The following is a 19,692-nucleotide window of genomic DNA, read 5'->3' on the forward strand; positions in this document are numbered from 1 at the left end:
AACTATATGCAGTTGATTGCATTCACTGTAATTTTCACTTGTCAGCCGGACAAAAGCTCCGTATTATTGCGCCCATGGAAGCGTGGCAGAGCGGTTTAATGCACCGGTCTTGAAAACCGACGAGGGTGTGAGTCCTCCGTGAGTTCGAATCTCACCGCTTCCGCCAAATTTTAAAAACCCCAGTCGAAAGATTGGGGTTTTTTATTTCTATGATTTTAATAAAACGATTTAAAATAAGCTGATAGCGAACAAAGTCAAAATTTTAAAATTCCATAATTAATAAATATTCTTTAATTGCCTACTTCAATTTTGATTAATGCCAACGCAATTCTTTCCACATGTTGGTAAGCCGGTTGTTCCAGTTCTTCACCAAAAATATCCGGGTCAATTTCTTCATAGGACCAGATTATATTTTGATGCTGTTTCATCAAATCTTTAAGATGCTGCAAAAACAGATTGCCATGTTCAGTCACGGTCACACCGGTATATAGAAATAAATGTCCGCCAGAATTCAGGCGCTGTAGACCTTCTTTTATAATCCTGAATGATAAATCACAGCCATCCAGCGCATTACCGCCATGACGATATTGACGTTGTTCGGGATCAATTAAATACGGTGGATTAGCAAAAATCAGATCAAATTTTCCATCAAGATTGGAAAATAAATTACTTTGAACCGGATGAATATGGTTTAAGCCGGCAAAACTGATATTAATCTGGCTATAGAGCAAGGCTTTGGGATTCAGGTCTGCAACCATAATTTCATTAACATCTGGAAAATGTCTGGCAATGCTGATCGCGGCTGCTGAAGTGCCACAACACATTTCCACGGCCCGTTTGAAAGGACGAGGCTGAGTGGCTAGATATTGCTTGAGATGATAGATAAAGCGATACGTATCCGGGCCAAAAAATACCGCATCTTGCTGAGTAGTCGGAAAAGCTGAATGAATAAAGAGTTCGCCATCGAGTGAAGAAACTCGAATCTGACTCAAGTATTGATCTTCCTGAACCTGTAGAAGTTGATGTTCTTGCAATAATTCAAACAGAACGGGATCAAGATCAGTTTTTTTAAAGTTTAGATTCCAGCCAAAGATATCCTGAAGGGTTCTGTGCTTATAAATTTCATTCTTTTTCCGATTCAGAATTCGCTGGTGGGAAAGTGGTGTAATGGTCGTGAACTGATAATCTTGTTGTTTTAAAAAGGCTAATAAATAAAACAAAGCTTGCTGCTGGATGCTTTGCATCTCTAAAATCTGGTTCATACGAATATGCTCTTCTATTTATTTAACCTACATGAAAAGATTAATTCACTTTATGCCTGCAAAAGACAATATCAAACCAGTCGTGAATGATCAAAGCTATACAGCACTGGATTCCATGGAAAGGGATCAGTTTATATTCACCTAAATAATGCATTGCTTAGGTAAAAATGTGATGAGAATTGGTTGGATTTGTATAGGTCGTAGGCATAATTTTATTGGTTAAGCAGCCTTATTATGATTTTGCGAACTATTATTTTTTATTCATGATTATACGTATAAAAAATGGCTATTAATCACTGGGATCAATAGCCATTAGAGCTGAGAGCTTTAAAAGCTTAGTTGGGTACTTCCGGCAAATCAAACCAGATCACTTGCGCATCTTCGCTTGCTTTAATTTCTGTATCATCTAGAAAAGCAATTGCGCCGCCAGCTTCAACTGTATGTTCAGCGATCTGGACAGTGCCAGAAACAACATGTACATAATTAATATGCTGGGTCGCTTTCACTTCCAGACTTTGGCCTTGCTGAATCACCGCAGTTTTGACTTCGGCATTCTGACGAATATGCATCGGTGCATTGTCATTCGGACCACAAATCAAATGCCACTGGTTCGGTTGCTCATGCGGGTCAAGACGGATTTGCTGATAGTTCGGCTTGGCATCACGTTCATTTGGAATAATCCAGATTTGCAGTAAATGGACCTGTTCGTCGCCTTGGTTCATTTCACTGTGCCGCACACCTGTTCCTGCACTCATCAGTTGCCATTCACCCGCAGCGATTCCGCCATGATTGCCCATGCTGTCCTGATGGGTAATGGTTCCTTTCAGCACACAGGTCAGGATTTCCATATTGTCATGTGGATGCGTTCCAAAACCCTGATGTCCATCAATCAGGTCATCATTAATGACACGTAAAGCGCTGACACCCATATACTTTGGGTTATACCAGTTACCAAATGAGAAACTGTGTTTAGACTCCAGCCAGCCCATTTTTACATGACCACGATTTTCGCTAGGATGTAGAAAAGCATTCATGATTTTATCTCGACATTATTTTTAACTTGAGATCATCATACTGTCGTTTTATAACTGAAAAAATCTCAAATAGGCGACAGATCATTGCATTTTTGCAACGAAAGAGCTGAAAGTAAACATAAGGAATAAAAAAGCCCGCTCAAAAGCAGGCTATTTTTATTCAAATCGGCAGACCGATCATCATTCTAAGAAACGAACCGTTACCCCAGATTTGACTTTACGGCCAAGATCATTGGCATCCCAGTTAGTCAAACGAATACAACCATGTGACGCTGTTTTCGAAATGGTAGACGGGTTTGGTGTTCCGTGAATACCAAATGATTTCTTGCTTAAACCAATCCAGATATTCCCGACAGGACCGTTAGGACCCGGTGGTAAAGATAGTGGTTTTAAGTTTTTACCTTGTACAAAGTTAGACGGTGAATAGCTGTACCAAGGGTTTGGTGCAACACCTGTTACTTTATAGGTTCCGGTCGGAGATGGTGTATCCGCACTACCAATGGTGGCAGGGAATGACGCGATCATTTGATTTTTACTGTTAAATAAGTATAGTTGTTTCGCACCTTTATGTGCAACAATCAAGTGAATACCTTCAGGCAAGTCATTACGTACATTACTGACCAGTAATTTTTCCCCAACTTTATTAAAGTTAGCATTTGGATTGAGTTTCTTTAAGAAATTCTCATCCATATGGAATTTTTCGCTCAACATTTCACTGACACGTGTGTAGTACAAGCCTTTCATTTTCGCCTGTAACGCATAATCTGAAGGAATAGACTTGGCAAATGGGCCTGCCAGATCTTTTTCAGTAATGGTGTATTCAACAAAGGCTGGCTTAGAACCCTGACGTGCAACTAGTTTATCCCAGGTTTCCTGAGTCAAAACACCTGTCGGTTTAATGCCATTCATTTGCTGGAAAGATGCAATGGCTTTTAGTGTATTTTTACCGCTGGTTCCGTCAATCGCCCCCGGTGATGCATGGGCATTATTCAGCATGACATGTGCACGTGCGTAAACTGGGAATTGACCTGCACCGATATTTTCATACCACTGGGCATTATTTAAGCCGTCTAAAGTCCACGAAGCTTTGGTCGCTGCAGAGTTAGTCGGTGCTTTGGTATTTGGTGCTGCGCCAATAGAAGCAGTCTGATCTTCGGTATCCTGTAGCTCATTCAGCGCTTCAGATGCCTGTTTTAAGTCTTGTTGTTCTTGTGCGGTAATTTGCGCTTCTGCAGGTGCTGCTTGGGCCGCTGAAGCTTCAGTTGCTAATGGATCAATCGGATCTTGCACTGCAACATCAGTCACCACTTGGGGTTTTAATGGTTGTTCAGCAGTAGACGCGGCAAAAACTTGACCTGCGAAAATGCAACCTAGACTCACAGCGAGCATTGTGCGAACGAACATGTAACTCAACCTTAAGAATTATTTCTTTAACTATGTGAAAAAACGCTATAAGTATTACAGAAAAAATGTGGAGATGCAGTAGTTGTTTTGTGTAAATCACTAGGTTGCCGTTCAATCCGATCGGTTTTTAAAGTTGCCAGAAGTTATTAAAACTGCGGCCTTTTTGCTATGATATTGGCAATGTCAAAGAAAGATGGGAATGTGAATGACGACCTTAAAAAATGATCGTTTTCTGCGCGCATTGTTGCGTGAGCCTGTAGATGCTACGCCAGTATGGATGATGCGTCAGGCTGGCCGTTATTTGCCTGAGTACCGCGAAACGCGTACCAAGGCAGGAGATTTCCTTTCGCTTTGCAAGAATACTGAACTGGCCTGTGAAGTAACTTTGCAGCCTTTACGCCGTTATGATCTTGATGCCGCGATTTTATTCTCGGATATCTTGACGGTTCCGGATGCTTTGGGACTGGGGCTGTATTTTGAAGCCGGTGAAGGCCCGAAATTTCACAAGACCATCCGTACCGAACAGGATGTCGCCAATCTGCCTGCATTTAATGCCAAGTCGGATCTGGATTATGTGATGAATGCCGTTTCGACCATTCGTTCAGCCTTGGGCGGTCAGGTTCCTCTGATTGGTTTCTCGGGCAGTCCATGGACTCTGGCAACGTATATGGTCGAAGGCGGTTCAAGCAAGGATTTCCGTTTTACCAAACAGATGATGTATGCGCAGCCTGAAGTTTTGCATGCTTTACTGGATCGTCTGGCTGATGCAGTGACTGAATATTTGAATGCGCAGATCGATGCGGGTGCACAAGCGGTACAGATCTTTGATAGTTGGGGTGGGGCATTAGCACATCGTGAATATATCGAGTTCTCGCTGAACTATATGCAGAAGATTGTCGCTGGTTTGCAACGTGAGAAAGACAGCCGCAAGATTCCGGTAATTCTGTTTACCAAAGGTGGCGGTCAATGGTTGGAACCGATGATTACGACAGGCGCAGATGCATTTGGTCTGGACTGGACCACGCCATTGAATGTCGCTCGTCAAACGGTTGCTGGTCGTGCAGCACTTCAGGGTAACCTGGATCCTGCAACTTTATATGGTTCATCAGACACCATCATTAAAGCGACAAAAGCCATGCTGGATGATGCCTATGCCAATGGCGAGAAAACCGGTTATATTGCCAATTTAGGTCATGGTATTACCCAGTGGGTTGATCCGGCGAATCCAAAAGCATTTATTGATACCGTACATGAGTATAGTGCCAAATATCTTTAGGATGTAAACCTTGATCGATCTATTCAAATCAGGGTTTGAATTTACTTATAAGGCAGCTTCGGCTGCCTTATTTGGGATTTTACTCCTGCTCGCTTTTGCGCTGACTGCTTCTATGGGCAGCGATCTCTTCTTTGGTTTTTACCGGTATGACTATCTGCTTTTTTTTGCTTTGCTGATTCAGGTGATATTGCTCTATACCAAACTGGAATCCTGGGCTGAAGCCAAAGTGATTGCGTTATTTCATCTCATGGCCATGGTGATGGAAATCTTCCTGACCCATCCGGCAATTGCTTCCTGGCATTACCCTCAACCCGCAATATTTAAAATCCTGACCGTGCCTTTATTTGCCGGTTTTATGTATTCTGCTGTCGGCAGTTTTTTTGCGCGCTCTTTACGTCTATATCAGGTTTCATTTGAAAAATTGCCGCGTTTTAGCCATATGCTGACATTGGCTGTCTTGTCTTATCTCAACTTTATGAGCAAGTTTTTTATTCCCGATTATCGGGTGATTTTATTTGTCTGGAGCGTGCTGATGTTCTGGAAAACCAGAATTCGCTTTCAGCTGAATCGGCATACTTTTCAGTTGCCGATGTTACCCGTACTGCTGATTCTGGCGTTTATTATCTGGATTGCCGAGAACATCAGTACCTTTTACCAGATCTGGCTCTATCCAAGCCAGATTGAGCAATGGCATATGGTGGGATGGGGCAAACTGGGCTCCTGGTATTTGTTGTTATTGCTGAGTCTGGTGTTAGTACTGAAAATCTTGGGACAGCGTAATTCACAAGGCGATTGGGCGCTCAAGGAACAGTAAAATCAATCAGGTTATGTTTATGTAAAGCATACATTTTTTCAATTGCGCCAAACTTGACTTGTCGCTACTCTGCTGAGTATGTAATTTAAATTACATTATTAGAGTAATAACAAAGATTGCATGAGAATAATTGGAGAATAACTATGTTGAAAAAAATTATGCTGGCGGCGGTATTGGCGACAGGTTCAAGCATGGCGATGGCTGACCGAGATGTCGGTTGTGGTATCGGAAGTCAGGTGTGGGCGGGTCAGTCTGGTATTATTCCTAAACTCTTTGCAGGTACGACCAACGTTCTGTTCACGAATCAGTGGCTCGGGATCACTTTTGGTACTTTGGGTTGTAGCCAGGGCGGTACCGTAACCGCTCAAGTGGTGACCTTTACCAATGAAAACGCTGAAGCACTGGCACGTGATATGGCAGTTGGTGAGGGTGAAAGCCTGAATGTTCTGGCTGAACTTCTGAATATTAAATCTGAAGATAAAGCTCGTTTCTTTAGTGTTTCCAAGCAGAATTTCTCTGAAATTTATTCCGAAGAAAACCAGAATACATTACAAGTTTTAAGCACCTTACAAACTGTGATGGCCAAAGATGAAGTATTGAAATCCTACATCTGATCCGCACCTCAAAAACCCTGCTGTTCTGGCAGGGTTTTCTTATGACTAAAAGAAATTGATGAGAATAAGTTAACTGAATGAAATATGCGTTCTTCATGTTGGGCCTGACATTCAGCCCTTTAAGTTTTTCTAGCGAGATTAATCCAGACATCCAGCATTATCTAGCTCAGGCCGAAATCCAGCGTCTGGATCAGAGCACCACCTGGCAACGTCTCATGTATGCCAATCCCCAAAGTCATAGCGAGGTTAACTATTCGGGCTATTTCCTGGCAGAGCAGGGAAGAACTGATCTAAAAAAGGAAATGCAGCATAACATTCAGGCTTTATTTGTGAACGCAGAGCCGAATCAGTCTGTTCGCTGCAAGTTTCCGGCACGCAGCAGCTGGTTAATGCAGCAATTGAATATTTCCGAGCAACAATTGCCTGCGATTAGTTGTCCGGATCTGGATAAATGGATTGGTGAGGTCAAGCCTTATCAGGCGACCCTCATCTATGCCACGGATTTTATGGGTAATCCCAGCTCTATGTTCGGGCATACCTTATTGCGGCTGGACCCTAAAGATCAGCAACAACTCAATCTAATTTCTTATGCCGTCAACTATGCCGCAACGGTCGATGGCAATGACAACTGGTCTTTTGCCTGGAAAGGGCTGACCGGACAATATCCGGGTGAGTATTCCCTGATGCCGTATTACCGCAAGGTCAAAGAGTATGGTGACTTTGAAAGCCGGGATTTATGGGAATATGAATTAAACTTAGACCCGCAGGAAACCAGGTTTCTGGTACAGCATCTCTGGGAAATGCAAAATGTAAGTTTCCCTTATTATTTTATCAGTGATAATTGCGCTTATCGCCTACTGGGACTGTTTGATCTGGTACGTCCCGAGCTAAATCTACAGAAACAGTTTAATTCGACTGCGATTCCGATTGAAACACTAAAAGTAGTAGAACAGCAGGGCTTGATCAAACAGAAAGTTTACCGTCCGGCGCTTGAAACTCAATTGCTGGCACAGTCCAGACAGCATGGCAAAGCGCTGGCAAAAACTGCGCATCAGCTGGCTTATGCAGAAACAGGTGCAATGCCTTCAATCTTGCAGCCCTATCCGGCAGAAGATCAGGCCAAAATTCTGGAAATGGCCTATGATCATTTATATCTGGACTTTCTCCGACAAACAGTCGATAAATCATTTTCCCAGCCACGTTTCCGCAAGTTACTGGGTTTAAGAAGCCAGCTGGATATCGAGAAACAGCGTAAAGCGCCGGAACGTCCAAAAACAGATCCAGTACAAAGCCATCATGCACGAAATATCAGTCTTCAGGCCGGACAGGTTCAGGGTGAATCCTTTGTCCAGCTTGGCCATCGGCAGGCCTATCATGATCTCATCGACCCGCAAGGTGGTTTTCGAACCGGAACACAATTGTTGTTTCTAGATGGGGCTTTGCAATATCGTGACAGTGAGCTCAAGCTGGAACATCTGGATCTATTTACTGTCAATTCCTATAACCCGGTCAATCCGTTTAATACGCCATTATCCTGGGGTTTTAATCTGCGCTGGAAACAGGAGGCACTGGATGCGCATGGCCAGTTTAGTGAAGATGAACAGCATGGCGTCGCCAGCTTAAAAACTCAGGGTGGTTATAGCTGGGCAAATGTCAGCCGTGAACATCTATGTTATGCGCAAATGCAAACTCAGCTACAGGCAGGCAAGGCACTGGATCAAGGCTGGCGCGTAGGTGCTGGCCCTACTGTGGGGTGCCAGAATATCTGGAGCGATCAGATCAACAGTCTGGTGCAGGTGGAACTGCCTTATTGGGAAGATTCGCATCGCTGGCAGCTGAAACTGAATACTGAACTCCAATATGCATTCAATCCACAACATGCACTTCGGCTGTCTTGGGAATATCAGCAACAGCAGTCCAAAGACTGGGATCAATGGAGTCTTGGTTTGATCCGGTATTTTTAAGATTGAGTTAAAACTGATTAACACTATTCATAAAGTGCTGTGTATCCATGAGGTTGCTGTTCGGTTTTCCCTTGTATAAAAAAATTGGCTAGGTTGGGTACAAATAATCTGGTCGATATTTTAGGAAAAATACCTGATATTTGTTATATTTGTCACATAATGTGAGTGCGAATTGCAAGGTTTTGGGGAACACACAGTATGAATAATGAATGCATGGCAAGACTGGCCGAGCAATGGGAACAGATCTGTCAAAATTATTCATCTGATGACTTATTGCATGCCTTTCACTTTATTCAAGATCACTCCCTGATTCTGGTGGAAGAATTCTATAAAAACATGCTCCTTGAAAAGGAATCTGCAGAATTCTTTTCTGATGACTTGATTCAACAGCGCTTGCGCGACACTTTAAATGCTTGGCTACTTGAAAGCTTTAGTGTGGGAATTAATAAACGCTATGCCGATGCCGTGCAGAAACAGGCGATGGTGGGGCATGTGCATGCGCGTGTCGGAATTCCGTCTTGGCTGATCATGCGCGGTGTGCGTGAAATTGAGCGTAAAATGTTTGAACTGCTGGATGAGAATCCTCACCACAGTATGTTGACCACCTGCAGTTATATTGTCCAGATCATGGGATTTGCCACAGAAGTCATGTGCCGATCTTATGAAGCTAAAACAGCCATGAATCAGGAAATTAAACACAGTTATCGTGTTTTTTCAGCGATGCAGGATGTAGCCGTACAAAAAGATAAACAGCGTAGCTCATTGCTGGACTGGGAAAATGAGCTCATGTTCAAGGTCTTTTCTGAGCATGAGAAATTGAATCATTCGATGCTGTCCAAGTCGGAGTTTGGTTTATGGTTTATCCATAAAGCCTCTTATGCTTTTACCGGTTCTGACCAGGTCGATTTAATCATTGAACGAATTTATCAAGTCGATGAACTTAATCAAGAGATCATGGACTGTACGGACAAAAACAATATGCTGGGACTGATCCAGCAGATCCGTGACTTGAACCGTGAGATTCAGTTGTTAGTAGATCAGTTATTTCAGGTGGCCGAATATATTGAATCAGGTAATGATTCATTGACCCAGTTATTGAATCGTCGTTATTTGAATACCATTATTTCACGTGAAATCACTTTTTCCCGTAAGAATCATACGCCTTTGTCTTTACTTGCCATTGATGCTGATTATTTCAAAAGTATTAATGACAAATTCGGACATGCAGCAGGTGATCTGGCCTTGAAATTTCTGGCCGAAGCATTGCAAAAATACAGTCAGGGCAGTGATTATGCTTTCCGGGTCGGCGGTGAAGAGTTTTTGCTATTACTGGTGGATACTGATGAGAAACGTGCCCTGAATATTGCCGAAAGTATTCGTAAATATATTGAAAATGGCATGATTAATTCGGCACAAGGCCAGCAGTTTAAATTTACGGTCAGTATTGGTTGTGTGCTTTATGATGGACATCCGGATTATCAGCGCTTCCTGAATGCGGCAGATTCTGCCTTGTATATGGCGAAGAACAACGGGCGTAACAGAGTTTATATGGCTCATCAGTCCTTGAACCCTGTCGCACAGCCACTCTCAGTTTAAATGAAAGGTTTTTAGCCAGTTGCAGACTGCTGCTCTATAAATTCCTGAAATTTCTGTTTTTGCTGGAGATATTCGGGATGATTTTTAGCTTCATCCCATTTCTGTTTAAAGATTTTGGCAGCAGCGGCTTTAACCGGATCTTCATGATTACGTGGCAGCTCGGAACGGCCATGCGCACCACTCAAGCCTTTTTTATCCTCCGGAACCGGGCCATCGTATTTTTTGCCACCTTTATGATTGGCATAACGTCGGGCACGGGTGAAACCCATCTGTAAAAACTTGCGTGCCATGTCCGCACCGATAAAATCTTCTTGCTTTAAATAGTCTAGAAAAAGCTGATAGATTTTCTCGCTACTGGCTTGTGCTTTTTCTTCATCTGCAAAGCGCCAGTGCGGCAGGATTTCTGATTTATAAGGCTCAACCAGTAATACACCTTGTTCACCACGGCCAATCCGGTAGAGCTCCGGTCGTTTGCGGAAATTAACCTTTGCAAAGTCCAGAGAATAATCAAAACTATTCGAAACTACACGTGACGGGCGTTTTGGTGGCGCTACTTTGGCAGATGGCTTCATATTCGGCCTTTTCTGAAATTTAAAATTGCTCAATATTTCAGCTAATACAAATTATAAAAATAAAGGGGCAGGATACAGAAAAGCCCCTGTCATTTAGAGCTAGGGGCTTTCATTTTACTTCGATTTTTTTGAACTGGTCTTCGAGGTTTTAGCCTTGGTTGACTTGCTCTTAGAGGAGCTACTCGACTGCTTTTTAGCAGGCGCCGATTTTTTTGAAGAAGACTTTTTCACTTTAGTGTCGTCTTTACTCTTGTTGCTGCTTTTCACTTTAGCCGGTTTTTTCGCGGAAGAGGTCTTTTGGTCTTTCGCTTTATCACTGGCTTTTGAGCTCGAATTTTTCTTCGCCTTCACTTTTTCATCTTTGCTGGCATTGTCTTTCTTAGAAGATGCCGCTTTAGATTTACTGCTCGCCGCTTTTTTAGTGACTTTGCGATCACTGTCTTTGTCACTACTCTTATTCGATTTTTTCAGTTTCTCATCTTGGGTCTTTTTAGCAGTTTTTGCTGATTTTTTGCTGTCTTTCGCCTGGTTATTTTTACTATTCGCCATGGTTACTTTCCTTATCATTAAAAATCAATCAGAAAGATATAAAGCGCTTTGCTGTATATCAACTTCAAATTACTTTAATGGGAGAGCGGCAGGATTAAAACTTTATCGTGTATCCAAGTGTAGGCTTGTTGCAAACACAAGCAGGAATTGTTTGAGTTCTAGACTGAAACATAGCAAGTTTTGGGACAGGTCTTTAAACCCTGTTACCAGGTGTTATTTATAGCAAGTGAGCTTTTGAATTAAGTATTGATATCCTCTTCCTTTAAAAGCAAAAAACCCCGAATGATCGAGGCTTTGAGTAACTTATTTTTAAGCTTTAATAATTAATAGCTTTCTGGAACCGCACTTAAAAATTCATGACGTGTTTCTTTGTCGGTTTTAAAATCACCAATAAATGATACCGTACGTGTGGTTGATTCCTGCTTGCCTACACCGCGCATCATCATGCACATGTGCGCAGAATCAATCATTACTGCAACACCGCGTGCTTTGGTGACTTCAGCCACTGCTTCTGCAATTTGCTGAGTCAGATTTTCCTGAATCTGTAAACGGCGTGCAAACATTTCAGTAATACGGGCAAATTTAGACAGGCCTAAAACATGACCTTCTGGCAAATAGGCGATATGTACGCGGCCATAAAATGGCAATAAGTGATGCTCACATAGCGAATAAAATTCGATGTTTTTAACCAGTACCATTTCACGGTTATCGGAAGGGAAGACCGCCTTGTTGGTCACTTCTTCAAGTGTCTGGCTATAACCCGAGGTTAAATATGAAAATGCTTTCGCAGCGCGCACAGGCGTATCTTTGAGACCAGGGCGATTTAGATCTTCGCCAACGGCAGTAAGAATGTTTGCGTAGGATTGCTGCATAGTCATATGACGTATTCACTTAAACTGAGAATGAACAAGGACGGCATTGTAGCAGAAAACTTTTACAATGCCTTGTTTTGAGGCTAAAACCGTTTACTGTTTGAACTTTGGATTCTTTTCTGCACGTTTGAGCAGAACCAATACCGCACCGGTACCGCCTTGCTTTTCAGGTGCACTGACAAATGCCAAAACATCGCGATGCTGACGCAGCCAGCCGTTGACATAGGTTTTTAAAATCGCTTCTGGACCTTTACCATGTACGATTTTAATCACGTTCTGGTTTTCATCTTTGGCGATCTGGATAATCTGCAGCACGGCTTGACGCGCTTCTTCCACGGTACAGCCATGCAGATCCACAGCTTCAAACCAGCGCAAGTTACCGGCTTTCAAGTCTTCAAACACTTTATGCTGCAAGGTGGCGATGCGATAGCTCAAGTTGGCCTGACTGCCGACAGGATTGAGCATGGCCTGAGTATCTGATAAAGCCATTGCCTCTGTTTCCAGCGGGCCAGTAGCCGCTGCACGCTTTGCCAAGATTTGTGCATCCGGCTTTTTCTTGCGTGGTTTGTCCAGTTGAACCGTATTTCCCGATTCAATTTTTTGTACGCCCTGCATTTGCTTGCGGAATAATTCCAGTTCTTCTAACGCTTCTTGCTCGACAGTCTTTTCAACAGGTGCAGCAACGACCGCAGGCGTTTGCGGCTGTGTAATTTGCTTCTTAAAAGATTTCAGCAGGTTGTACTGATCTTTAGATAATGAAGAATCGTGTTTACTCATAATGTAAAAACAAGGGAGATGCGGAATTTACAAGAATTATAGTCTGAAAATAGACAAAGGAGAACTGAATTGCGTTCATGACATTGCTGAGGATTTTAAATACGCTCGAGAATCTATGATCTACTTTTCAATATTGAAAATAAAAAAGCCCAATCCTGAGATTGGGCTTTTTTAATGCTTAGGTGAGCATTTACATTTTAAACCGCTTCAGGCTCACCAAACAGATCGCGGAAAGCATGATCCGGACGTGGTTGTTTCATGAAGCTTTCGCCGACCAGAAAGGCGTGAATATCATTTTTCTGCATCATCGCAACATCCGCAGGTGTGGCAATACCACTTTCAGTCACCAGCAGGCGTGAAGGGTCCAGTAATTTTTTCAAACGTAATGATGTGTTTAAATCCACATCAAAGGTTTTTAAATTACGGTTATTTACACCGAGCAGACAACGATCAGAAAGTTTTAAAGCACGGGATAGTTCTTCTTCATCGTGAACTTCAACCAGTACATCCAGATGATGTTCAAATGCAGTTTTAGACATTTCTTCTAACTGCTGATCAGACAGGCAAGCCACAATTAGCAAGATACAGTCTGCATGCAGAGCACGTGCTTCAATGACCCCATAAGGGTCAATCAGAAAGTCTTTACGCAGCGCAGGCAGGTCGCAATGTGAACGGGCAATCTGAATATTGTCATCATGACCCTGGAAAAAGTCTACATCGGTCAGCACCGATAAACAGGCTGCACCTGCATCCTGATACTGTGCCGCAATTTCCGCAGGGTTAAAATTCTCGCGAATAATGCCCTTGGATGGCGAAGCTTTTTTTATTTCAGCAATCACACCAGGACGTTTCGACACTAAAGACCGGGCAAAACTACGTACAGGTGATGCACCCTGAGCCAGCTCCTCCAGATCTTTATAGCTTTTCTGCTTTAAACGTAGGGCAAATTCTTCTTTTTTACGGTCAACAATCTTGCCTAAAATTGTGTTTGCGATATTCACCATGATCAAAATCCCTGACCGAATTAAGCTTCGTAATGTTTAATGGTTTTGGTAAATTCAGACAGCACACTCATTTTTTCAAGTGCCTGACCGCCATAAATAATGTCATGTGCCAGCGCAACACCTTGCTTATAGCTGCTGGTCAAACCAGAGACATAAATACCTGCACCAGCATTCAGCGCGATCATGTTCGCTGCTTTATCACCGATGTCTGATTTCTTCTTGCCCAGCGCATCTTTGATCAAAGCCAGACTTTGCGCAGAATCTTCCACAATCAGTCCGGTCAGGGTTTGCGACTCAATATCGACCGATTCAGGAATAATTTCCCATTCAGTGACTTCACCATTTTTCAGTTCAGCAACATGAGTTGAAGAGGCAATACTGATTTCATCCAGACCATCACGTGAATGTACCACCATCACATGTTCAGCACCGAGCTGTTTCATGACTTCCGCAATCGGACGGCAGAGTTCATTGGAAAATACGCCAATGACTAAACGATTTACTCCGGCCGGATTCGTAAGCGGGCCAAGTAAATTGAAAATACTACGAATTCCTAATTCTTTACGTGGGCCGATTGCATATTTCATGGCTTGATGATGATTCGGCGCAAACAGGAAACCGACACCAACGTCACGGATACAGCGTTCAGTCTGCTGCATGTTCAGGTCCAGGTTAATCCCGGCCTGTTCCAGTAAATCCGACGAACCTGATTTGGTCGAAACGCCGCGGTTACCATGTTTGGCAATGGTTGCGCCCGCTGCTGCAATTACAAATGCAGAAGCAGTAGAAACATTAAACAGGTTCTGGCCATCACCGCCTGTACCCACAATATCGACCAGATATGGAATGTCACTGACATCAATTTTGGTGGCAAGTTCACGCATGACACGTGCAGCTGCGGTAATTTCGTCAATACTTTCGCCTTTCAGGCGTAAGCCCATCAGCAGGGCGCCAATCTGGGCATCGGTCGCTTCACCTGACATGATGGCACGCATCACGTCTTGCATTTGATCCTGAGTCAGGTGAATGTTTTTAGTAATATTACTTAAAGCTTGTTGAATATTCATAAGGTGTTCTTAGGCATAAATTTCGAGAAAGTTTTTAAAGATTTGATGACCATGCTGGCTCAGAATCGATTCAGGATGGAACTGCACGCCTTCGACCGGCAATGTCTTATGTTTCACACCCATAATTTCTTCCATAGAGCCATCCGCTTCATTGGTCCAGCAGGTCACTTCCAGACATTCGGGCAAGGTGGCTTGATCAATCACCAGTGAATGATAACGCGTTGCAGGAAATGGAGAAGGAAGATTGCTGAAAATCCCGGTATCACTGTGGTACATATCAGATAGACGGCCATGCATCACATGTTTGGCACGCACGATATTACCGCCAAATGCCTGACCAATACTCTGGTGACCAAGACAAACGCCCAGTAAGGGAATTTTGCCAGCAAAATGCTGAATCGCAGGAATAGAAATCCCTGCCTCACTTGGCGAGCACGGGCCGGGGCCAATCACTAAATACTTGGGTTGCCATCGCTCTATATCTTCTAATGTCACGGCATCATTACGGACTACTTTTACTTTTTGATTCAGCTCACCAAAATATTGGACGATGTTATAAGTAAAGGAGTCATAGTTGTCGATCATGAGAAGCATATCGCACGTAACCTCTTGAAAATTATGAAAATGAGTATCTTTATTTCTAATCGTTACTCACTATGTTACTCACTTTTAAAACAGTGACTGATTTTGCAGGCATTAAAAAGCCGCTCAATCAAGCGGCTACTTTACCAGTTTTTGAATGCCTTGTGACAACTTCGTTCACATAACTATTTAGATAGTAACTTCGTGGACCATCTTTGCTTGGCTGGTCAATTTCTCCCTTTTTAATCCGGTCATACAAAGTCGGCTCACTCATATTCATCCGCTTCGCAAATTCCTTGATACTCACTCGGCGCTCATCTTGATTTGCCATTGCTCTTTTAAGCTCCTGCATTTCATCAAAAATGGCTTGGAGTAGATTATGCTCAGATTCAACTATCACTTTTCACCTCCATACAACTCTCTACATCTGCAATGGCTCTTTTCAGGTATTTCTTGTGGCGACTAACCTTTACCGCCACCTTGGCATCAGCTAAACCACCCCAACTTGCCACCAGCTCATGACTCTTTACCAGCTGCTTCAATTGGTCGGTATGAAACGAAAGACCATCCTCTAGACTGCAAAAACCAAATCCCATCTCAACCAGTTCTTTTGATCTTTGAAGTCCATTCTTCTGAAAGTATTTCACTGCATCATTCACGACACTTCTCCCAAAGACTTCACCACACCACTCGGCAATTCACTCAAGTAGCAGGTAAACAGGTGATACAGCTTATCCGCATTACTTTCATCCACCGTGATAACCCCACCAGTGCCAGACTTAACACGCTGACGTGACCAGCCGCGCATGTGATACGTGAACTCATTGTCAAAATCCACCGCGTTTAAAATCGCATTGAATGAGTCAACATCACCGGCAGACCATGTTTCGTTGTATGGCTTATCTTTGGCCACAAGGTTGTCGATCTGAAGCTGGGCGAACTGCACGTTGGTTAATTGAATTTCAGTCATTGGCTGGCTCCTGTGGTTCGATTGCTGGATCATTGCCCAACACAGACCAATGTGTGATTAATTCCTGGTTGAGTGCGTCACCATCTTCTATAGATGAGAAGCCCCAAGGTGACTCCCATTTTGCGACCAATTGTTGGTTCATAATAAAGATCTGGTACGGGCCATCAATGCGAGGCGATTCAACTGTGTAATCTTTCCACTCCGGCACCGCTTGGGCTTTGGCTGGAACAACAAGAAAACCAGCTTCATTAATTGCCTTCAAAACTGCTTCTGCTTGCTCATCACCCCATTCATGGGAGTTGCGCAAAATTGCGGTTTTTACGACTTCTTTAATATCCATCACGCCACCTTCACATCTAAATAATCAGGGTTATCCAGGTGTTCTTCATATTCATCGAATAGCACCTGACATGCCGCATTACCTGTTAAATCTTTCTTTAAGAGCACGTAACTCAGTGTCTTGCGTGTGCCTTTGCCGCTAAATGTCGAGCTGCCATCCGCAAGTTCATTTTTGGTATAACCCAATTTTTCTAGCCACAGCTTGAAACCAACTTCATGCTTCTTTTTAATTCTGAAGATCATCTGTACCCCCAAGTGTTCGCAAAATTTCGAAGGCAATCGTCAATACCGAATAGGTTGATGTTGCGGTAAGTTCTAACCCGACCTTTGTGCTGCACAAGCAGCACGCGGGTCATAGAAGAGTAGGAATAACTCATGGCGTTAGCGCCGCTTCTTGTGCTTCATACGCAGAATTGATTTGTGAGATATGTTCTTCAGTCATCTGAGCCGTGAAGGGTTCAAAGCGTGAAGCCATAATTGCGTTAAGCTCCTCCAGATCGGTCGTGTTGCTGATCTCGTTAATTACTGACTGAATTGATTCAGCAGGAAAAGCCTGAGCGGCCTTTAGCTCTTTACGCTTAGCTTTAAATACTTCACCGATTTCAGACTTAGCTGGCTCACCTAAATTCAACTCAGCAATGTCAGCACCAATCTGATCGAGTTCCTCAAGAGAAGTGGCGTTATCAATACGTTGGTAATACGGGGTTAGGTCAATTTCTGTAGCCACCGACTCGACAGCATCTTTCTTTTTGGCCATGCGCGCTTTCAGCGATGACGATCCGCTATTTGCCTTCGTTGTACTGGTTTCTGGTGCAGTGGGAGTAATATCAATTTCCTTATCTTTTTCCTCCTCAGCAATTGCCATGCCCTTGAGCACATCCGGGAACACGTCACGCAGGGCATAGGAACGCGCACGTAGCTTTAACATGCGTTTTGGATACTGCGTCCAAGGCCCCTGTTTACCTGATAAACCTGCCTTTTTCGCATCCTCCATTGTGAATACTGAAGCAACTGGTTCTTCATTTTTCCGCTTCACAGTTACAGTGGCTTTTTGACCATCTTCGGAAATTTCCTCGCGGATGAAATCGAGCAGACCGGATCCACGAACAAGGGCAAGCATTGCATCACCCCAGATAGAAGGGCGACCATTAATCACGGCAATGTTTTGCATAGCTTGTAATGGCTGCAAGCCAATTTCAGCACCCCATTGCATAGCAACAAGAATGTTCCCAGGCTTGCGCTGGTAGTCCTTCGGCACAATGTCAGACTCGGCAAGGATGCCGGCAATCTGCATTGCTTCTTGCAGGTTGTTCGGAGTTAAGAAATTAACGGCAGCGTTTTGGCCTGTTTTAACAATTGAGTTCATATTCTTCTACCTTAAATCTTAATTAATGCGCAGCACGCGAGTGCTTGAAGTCTTCACAAATTGTTCGTAAATATCCGGGTGAGCGGCTTTCAGTGCTTTGCTATCTAGGGTGTTGCGTTCTTGGTATTTGAATGTTGCTAGACGCTTTTCCTCAGCAATAATCATCTCCGCATCTTCCATGCGGGTGCAGATTTGTAGCTTGAGGGTATCTAACTCACCACTGGCTTCTTTGATCGTGGCGTTTAGGTCCTTATATTCAGCGACCAGCTGAGCAAGGTCGTCATCTGCCTGTAGTGCCTGATCAGGATTATGAGTAGACCAGCGATGCAGAACATCATCAAACGTGGTTGGAGCTGGTGGGACGTCAGCCTGAACATGCTCATTCCAGAACTTTGAGCATTCATCTGTGAGCATTTCAAACAGCTCAGGATCGAATGCGACCTGATAGCTACGGAACTTCTGACCACCGATCAGCACACCCAAGCCACACATCGAAGCGCCTGTAATACCCATGTACCACTGCACTTGCGTCAGGTAGTAATCTGGCACCTGTTCAGACTGCTCATCACCCCACAATTTAGCCAGGTACTGGTTAGCAGTCTTGCATTCCAGAATACGGTCGGTGGTCAGCTTTCCATCTTTGATACGGACATTACCTGCAATTTCTGGATTGATAATGGCACGGTCAATATTGGCACGCATCCAGTCATGTTCAGGGTGAGCAATCGTTGCATTAACACGTTGCACCTTAACGCCATTACGTTTGGCATACTCTTTGGCTACGATGTCCTCTAGCATGTTGCCCCAGTACGCAGGCTCACTGGTACTGTCTTCCAGTTCAGAGCGACCTGTCTTATCCAGCCACAATTGATAGGGAGAGCTGTATTTGCTCAAGCCTAAGATTGCCGCTACATCAGAACCACCAATACCAAGACGGCGTGATTGCAACCATTCTTGACGAGCATCTTCGATGCTTTGTAAATTTACTTGAGTATTCATCGCACACCCCCAGCAATCGCAGCATTAATCTTTTCAATTTCATAACGATCAACGTATGCATTGATGGTCTTGTCAAAATGCACCACGTTCAGAATGTCCAGAAACTCAACCGAGGCATCGTCCAGGGCGTATTCAACATAGATGCTGTAATCGTCAGCTTTGACGGTAGCAAAACAGGTTTCATGGCAAGTACGTTTAAGCACTTCATATTTTTGAGCGGTGATAACCACTTGAGGATTATCATCAGCAACTTTGGCAGGCTGGAAAGCGTAAGCTACTGCTATCCCCGCGCTGATTGATGCTGCAATGAATGCAGACTTGAGAATATTGGATTTAGTTGTCATAATAGTCTCACTCATAGGTAGTATATGGGTCACGCTCCAGGTTGTTGCTGCAACGCTGGGGCTTTTCTTTGTTTGTGAGATAAATATCGCATTTCCGATATTGTCAGTCAATAGGAAATCCGATAAAAATATAGAAAAACCGATATTTTTATTTTTTACTATGCTTTAATAGACAAAAGAAAACCCATCACAGGGATGGGTTGGATGGAGTCATTAGAATGATTGGTATTACAAAAGAAGGTCAGTTAATAGAGGTAATGGATTCATCTCCACTAACTGGGGTGAAA

23 protein-coding genes and 1 tRNA gene are annotated in these 19,692 nt (G+C 43.5%); 6 read left to right on the forward strand and 18 right to left on the reverse strand.

The features are described from left to right. Positions 1-76: 76 nt before the first annotated feature. Positions 77-166, forward strand: a tRNA-Ser gene (locus NI468_RS00720). 124 nt (positions 167-290) lie between these two features. On the opposite strand, the gene NI468_RS00725 is transcribed toward NI468_RS00720, so the two are convergent. From NI468_RS00725 to NI468_RS00735, 3 genes are all read right to left on the reverse strand, one after another. Beyond that, on the reverse strand, positions 291-1,262 hold the full coding sequence (locus NI468_RS00725) for a methyltransferase (protein ID WP_253099038.1): 972 nt from the start codon (positions 1,260-1,262) through the stop codon (positions 291-293). A 335-nt stretch (positions 1,263-1,597) separates the two neighbouring features. Then, positions 1,598-2,296: a pirin family protein gene (locus tag NI468_RS00730; RefSeq protein WP_114541932.1), complete on the reverse strand. Its 699-nt coding sequence runs from the start codon at positions 2,294-2,296 to the stop codon at positions 1,598-1,600. 180 nt (positions 2,297-2,476) lie between these two features. Beyond that, positions 2,477-3,700, reverse strand: a complete 1,224-nt coding sequence (locus NI468_RS00735) for a L,D-transpeptidase family protein (RefSeq protein WP_044110271.1) — start codon at positions 3,698-3,700, stop codon at positions 2,477-2,479. Positions 3,701-3,905: 205 nt separating this feature from the next. Between NI468_RS00735 and hemE the strand changes: the two genes are divergently transcribed. The 5 genes from hemE (at position 3,906) to NI468_RS00760 (ending at position 9,964) form a co-directional block, all read left to right on the forward strand. Further along, complete coding sequence (hemE, locus tag NI468_RS00740; protein ID WP_253099040.1) at positions 3,906-4,976, forward strand: uroporphyrinogen decarboxylase; 1,071 nt, start codon at positions 3,906-3,908, stop codon at positions 4,974-4,976. Between the two features lie 10 nt (positions 4,977-4,986). Beyond that, on the forward strand, positions 4,987-5,790 hold the full coding sequence (locus NI468_RS00745) for a DUF817 family protein (RefSeq protein ID WP_253099042.1): 804 nt from the start codon (positions 4,987-4,989) through the stop codon (positions 5,788-5,790). 143 nt (positions 5,791-5,933) lie between these two features. Further along, positions 5,934-6,404, forward strand: coding sequence for a DUF3015 family protein (locus NI468_RS00750; RefSeq protein ID WP_004279577.1), 471 nt, complete (start codon positions 5,934-5,936; stop codon positions 6,402-6,404). Positions 6,405-6,481: 77 nt separating this feature from the next. Next, entirely contained in the window at positions 6,482-8,368 is a 1,887-nt protein-coding gene (locus NI468_RS00755) for an Lnb N-terminal periplasmic domain-containing protein (RefSeq protein WP_253099044.1), read from the forward strand. Positions 8,369-8,566: 198 nt separating this feature from the next. Further along, complete coding sequence (locus NI468_RS00760) at positions 8,567-9,964, forward strand: diguanylate cyclase (protein ID WP_253099046.1); 1,398 nt, start codon at positions 8,567-8,569, stop codon at positions 9,962-9,964. Between the two features lie 11 nt (positions 9,965-9,975). On the opposite strand, the gene NI468_RS00765 is transcribed toward NI468_RS00760, so the two are convergent. From NI468_RS00765 to NI468_RS00835, 15 genes are all read right to left on the reverse strand, one after another. After that, positions 9,976-10,536 (reverse strand): DUF4385 domain-containing protein, encoded by a 561-nt coding sequence (locus tag NI468_RS00765; protein ID WP_247144120.1) that lies wholly within the window; start codon positions 10,534-10,536, stop codon positions 9,976-9,978. Between the two features lie 114 nt (positions 10,537-10,650). Then, a complete protein-coding gene (locus NI468_RS00770) occupies positions 10,651-11,085 on the reverse strand; it encodes a hypothetical protein (protein ID WP_253099048.1) in 435 nt (144 codons plus the stop codon). A 323-nt stretch (positions 11,086-11,408) separates the two neighbouring features. Next, positions 11,409-11,957 (reverse strand): GTP cyclohydrolase I FolE, encoded by a 549-nt coding sequence (gene folE, locus NI468_RS00775; RefSeq protein WP_253099244.1) that lies wholly within the window; start codon positions 11,955-11,957, stop codon positions 11,409-11,411. Between the two features lie 93 nt (positions 11,958-12,050). After that, positions 12,051-12,734 (reverse strand): Smr/MutS family protein, encoded by a 684-nt coding sequence (locus NI468_RS00780; RefSeq protein WP_005246851.1) that lies wholly within the window; start codon positions 12,732-12,734, stop codon positions 12,051-12,053. A gap of 197 nt (positions 12,735-12,931) precedes the next feature. Continuing rightward, complete coding sequence (gene trpC, locus NI468_RS00785) at positions 12,932-13,738, reverse strand: indole-3-glycerol phosphate synthase TrpC (RefSeq protein WP_044110283.1); 807 nt, start codon at positions 13,736-13,738, stop codon at positions 12,932-12,934. Between the two features lie 20 nt (positions 13,739-13,758). Next, positions 13,759-14,805: an anthranilate phosphoribosyltransferase gene (gene trpD / locus NI468_RS00790; protein ID WP_064095533.1), complete on the reverse strand. Its 1,047-nt coding sequence runs from the start codon at positions 14,803-14,805 to the stop codon at positions 13,759-13,761. A gap of 9 nt (positions 14,806-14,814) precedes the next feature. Continuing rightward, positions 14,815-15,399, reverse strand: coding sequence for an anthranilate synthase component II (locus NI468_RS00795; protein WP_253099049.1), 585 nt, complete (start codon positions 15,397-15,399; stop codon positions 14,815-14,817). A 118-nt stretch (positions 15,400-15,517) separates the two neighbouring features. Then, on the reverse strand, positions 15,518-15,787 hold the full coding sequence (locus NI468_RS00800; RefSeq protein ID WP_253099051.1) for a helix-turn-helix transcriptional regulator: 270 nt from the start codon (positions 15,785-15,787) through the stop codon (positions 15,518-15,520). Continuing rightward, complete coding sequence (locus NI468_RS00805) at positions 15,777-16,046, reverse strand: hypothetical protein (protein ID WP_253099058.1); 270 nt, start codon at positions 16,044-16,046, stop codon at positions 15,777-15,779. The genes NI468_RS00800 and NI468_RS00805 overlap by 11 nt, the downstream gene beginning before the upstream one ends. Next, positions 16,043-16,357, reverse strand: coding sequence for a hypothetical protein (locus NI468_RS00810; protein WP_253099060.1), 315 nt, complete (start codon positions 16,355-16,357; stop codon positions 16,043-16,045). The genes NI468_RS00805 and NI468_RS00810 overlap by 4 nt, the downstream gene beginning before the upstream one ends. Beyond that, positions 16,350-16,697, reverse strand: coding sequence for a hypothetical protein (locus tag NI468_RS00815; RefSeq protein WP_253099061.1), 348 nt, complete (start codon positions 16,695-16,697; stop codon positions 16,350-16,352). The genes NI468_RS00810 and NI468_RS00815 overlap by 8 nt, the downstream gene beginning before the upstream one ends. Then, complete coding sequence (locus tag NI468_RS00820) at positions 16,697-16,939, reverse strand: hypothetical protein (RefSeq protein ID WP_086044593.1); 243 nt, start codon at positions 16,937-16,939, stop codon at positions 16,697-16,699. The genes NI468_RS00815 and NI468_RS00820 overlap by 1 nt, the downstream gene beginning before the upstream one ends. Before the next feature lie 130 nt (positions 16,940-17,069). Further along, complete coding sequence (locus tag NI468_RS00825; RefSeq protein WP_253099063.1) at positions 17,070-18,062, reverse strand: recombinase RecT; 993 nt, start codon at positions 18,060-18,062, stop codon at positions 17,070-17,072. 18 nt (positions 18,063-18,080) lie between these two features. Then, entirely contained in the window at positions 18,081-19,061 is a 981-nt protein-coding gene (locus NI468_RS00830) for a YqaJ viral recombinase family nuclease (protein ID WP_247144036.1), read from the reverse strand. Next, a complete protein-coding gene (locus NI468_RS00835; protein WP_338149767.1) occupies positions 19,058-19,405 on the reverse strand; it encodes a hypothetical protein in 348 nt (115 codons plus the stop codon). The genes NI468_RS00830 and NI468_RS00835 overlap by 4 nt, the downstream gene beginning before the upstream one ends. Positions 19,406-19,692 lie beyond the last annotated feature (287 nt).

Origin of the sequence: Acinetobacter lwoffii (genome assembly GCF_024129355.1) — a bacterium.
In the GTDB taxonomy this organism is placed as follows: Bacteria; Pseudomonadota; Gammaproteobacteria; order Pseudomonadales; family Moraxellaceae; genus Acinetobacter; species Acinetobacter lwoffii_I.

Bases quoted from the DNA above. Each gene is read 5' to 3' on its own strand.
- NI468_RS00725 (WP_253099038.1), bottom strand. From the start codon at position 1,262: ATGAACCAGATTTTAGAGATGCAAAGCATCCAGCAGCAAGCTTTGTTT.
- NI468_RS00730 (WP_114541932.1), bottom strand. From the start codon at position 2,296: ATGAATGCTTTTCTACATCCTAGCGAAAATCGTGGTCATGTAAAAATG.
- NI468_RS00735 (WP_044110271.1), bottom strand. From the start codon at position 3,700: ATGTTCGTTCGCACAATGCTCGCTGTGAGTCTAGGTTGCATTTTCGCA.
- hemE (WP_253099040.1), top strand. From the start codon at position 3,906: ATGACGACCTTAAAAAATGATCGTTTTCTGCGCGCATTGTTGCGTGAG.
- NI468_RS00750 (WP_004279577.1), top strand. From the start codon at position 5,934: ATGTTGAAAAAAATTATGCTGGCGGCGGTATTGGCGACAGGTTCAAGC.
- NI468_RS00755 (WP_253099044.1), top strand. From the start codon at position 6,482: ATGAAATATGCGTTCTTCATGTTGGGCCTGACATTCAGCCCTTTAAGT.
- NI468_RS00760 (WP_253099046.1), top strand. From the start codon at position 8,567: ATGAATAATGAATGCATGGCAAGACTGGCCGAGCAATGGGAACAGATC.
- NI468_RS00765 (WP_247144120.1), bottom strand. From the start codon at position 10,536: ATGAAGCCATCTGCCAAAGTAGCGCCACCAAAACGCCCGTCACGTGTA.
- NI468_RS00770 (WP_253099048.1), bottom strand. From the start codon at position 11,085: ATGGCGAATAGTAAAAATAACCAGGCGAAAGACAGCAAAAAATCAGCA.
- folE (WP_253099244.1), bottom strand. From the start codon at position 11,957: ATGCAGCAATCCTACGCAAACATTCTTACTGCCGTTGGCGAAGATCTA.
- NI468_RS00780 (WP_005246851.1), bottom strand. From the start codon at position 12,734: ATGAGTAAACACGATTCTTCATTATCTAAAGATCAGTACAACCTGCTG.
- trpC (WP_044110283.1), bottom strand. From the start codon at position 13,738: ATGGTGAATATCGCAAACACAATTTTAGGCAAGATTGTTGACCGTAAA.
- trpD (WP_064095533.1), bottom strand. From the start codon at position 14,805: ATGAATATTCAACAAGCTTTAAGTAATATTACTAAAAACATTCACCTG.
- NI468_RS00795 (WP_253099049.1), bottom strand. From the start codon at position 15,399: ATGCTTCTCATGATCGACAACTATGACTCCTTTACTTATAACATCGTC.
- NI468_RS00810 (WP_253099060.1), bottom strand. From the start codon at position 16,357: ATGACTGAAATTCAATTAACCAACGTGCAGTTCGCCCAGCTTCAGATC.
- NI468_RS00815 (WP_253099061.1), bottom strand. From the start codon at position 16,697: ATGGATATTAAAGAAGTCGTAAAAACCGCAATTTTGCGCAACTCCCAT.
- NI468_RS00820 (WP_086044593.1), bottom strand. From the start codon at position 16,939: ATGATCTTCAGAATTAAAAAGAAGCATGAAGTTGGTTTCAAGCTGTGG.
- NI468_RS00825 (WP_253099063.1), bottom strand. From the start codon at position 18,062: ATGAACTCAATTGTTAAAACAGGCCAAAACGCTGCCGTTAATTTCTTA.
- NI468_RS00830 (WP_247144036.1), bottom strand. From the start codon at position 19,061: ATGAATACTCAAGTAAATTTACAAAGCATCGAAGATGCTCGTCAAGAA.
- NI468_RS00835 (WP_338149767.1), bottom strand. From the start codon at position 19,405: ATGACAACTAAATCCAATATTCTCAAGTCTGCATTCATTGCAGCATCA.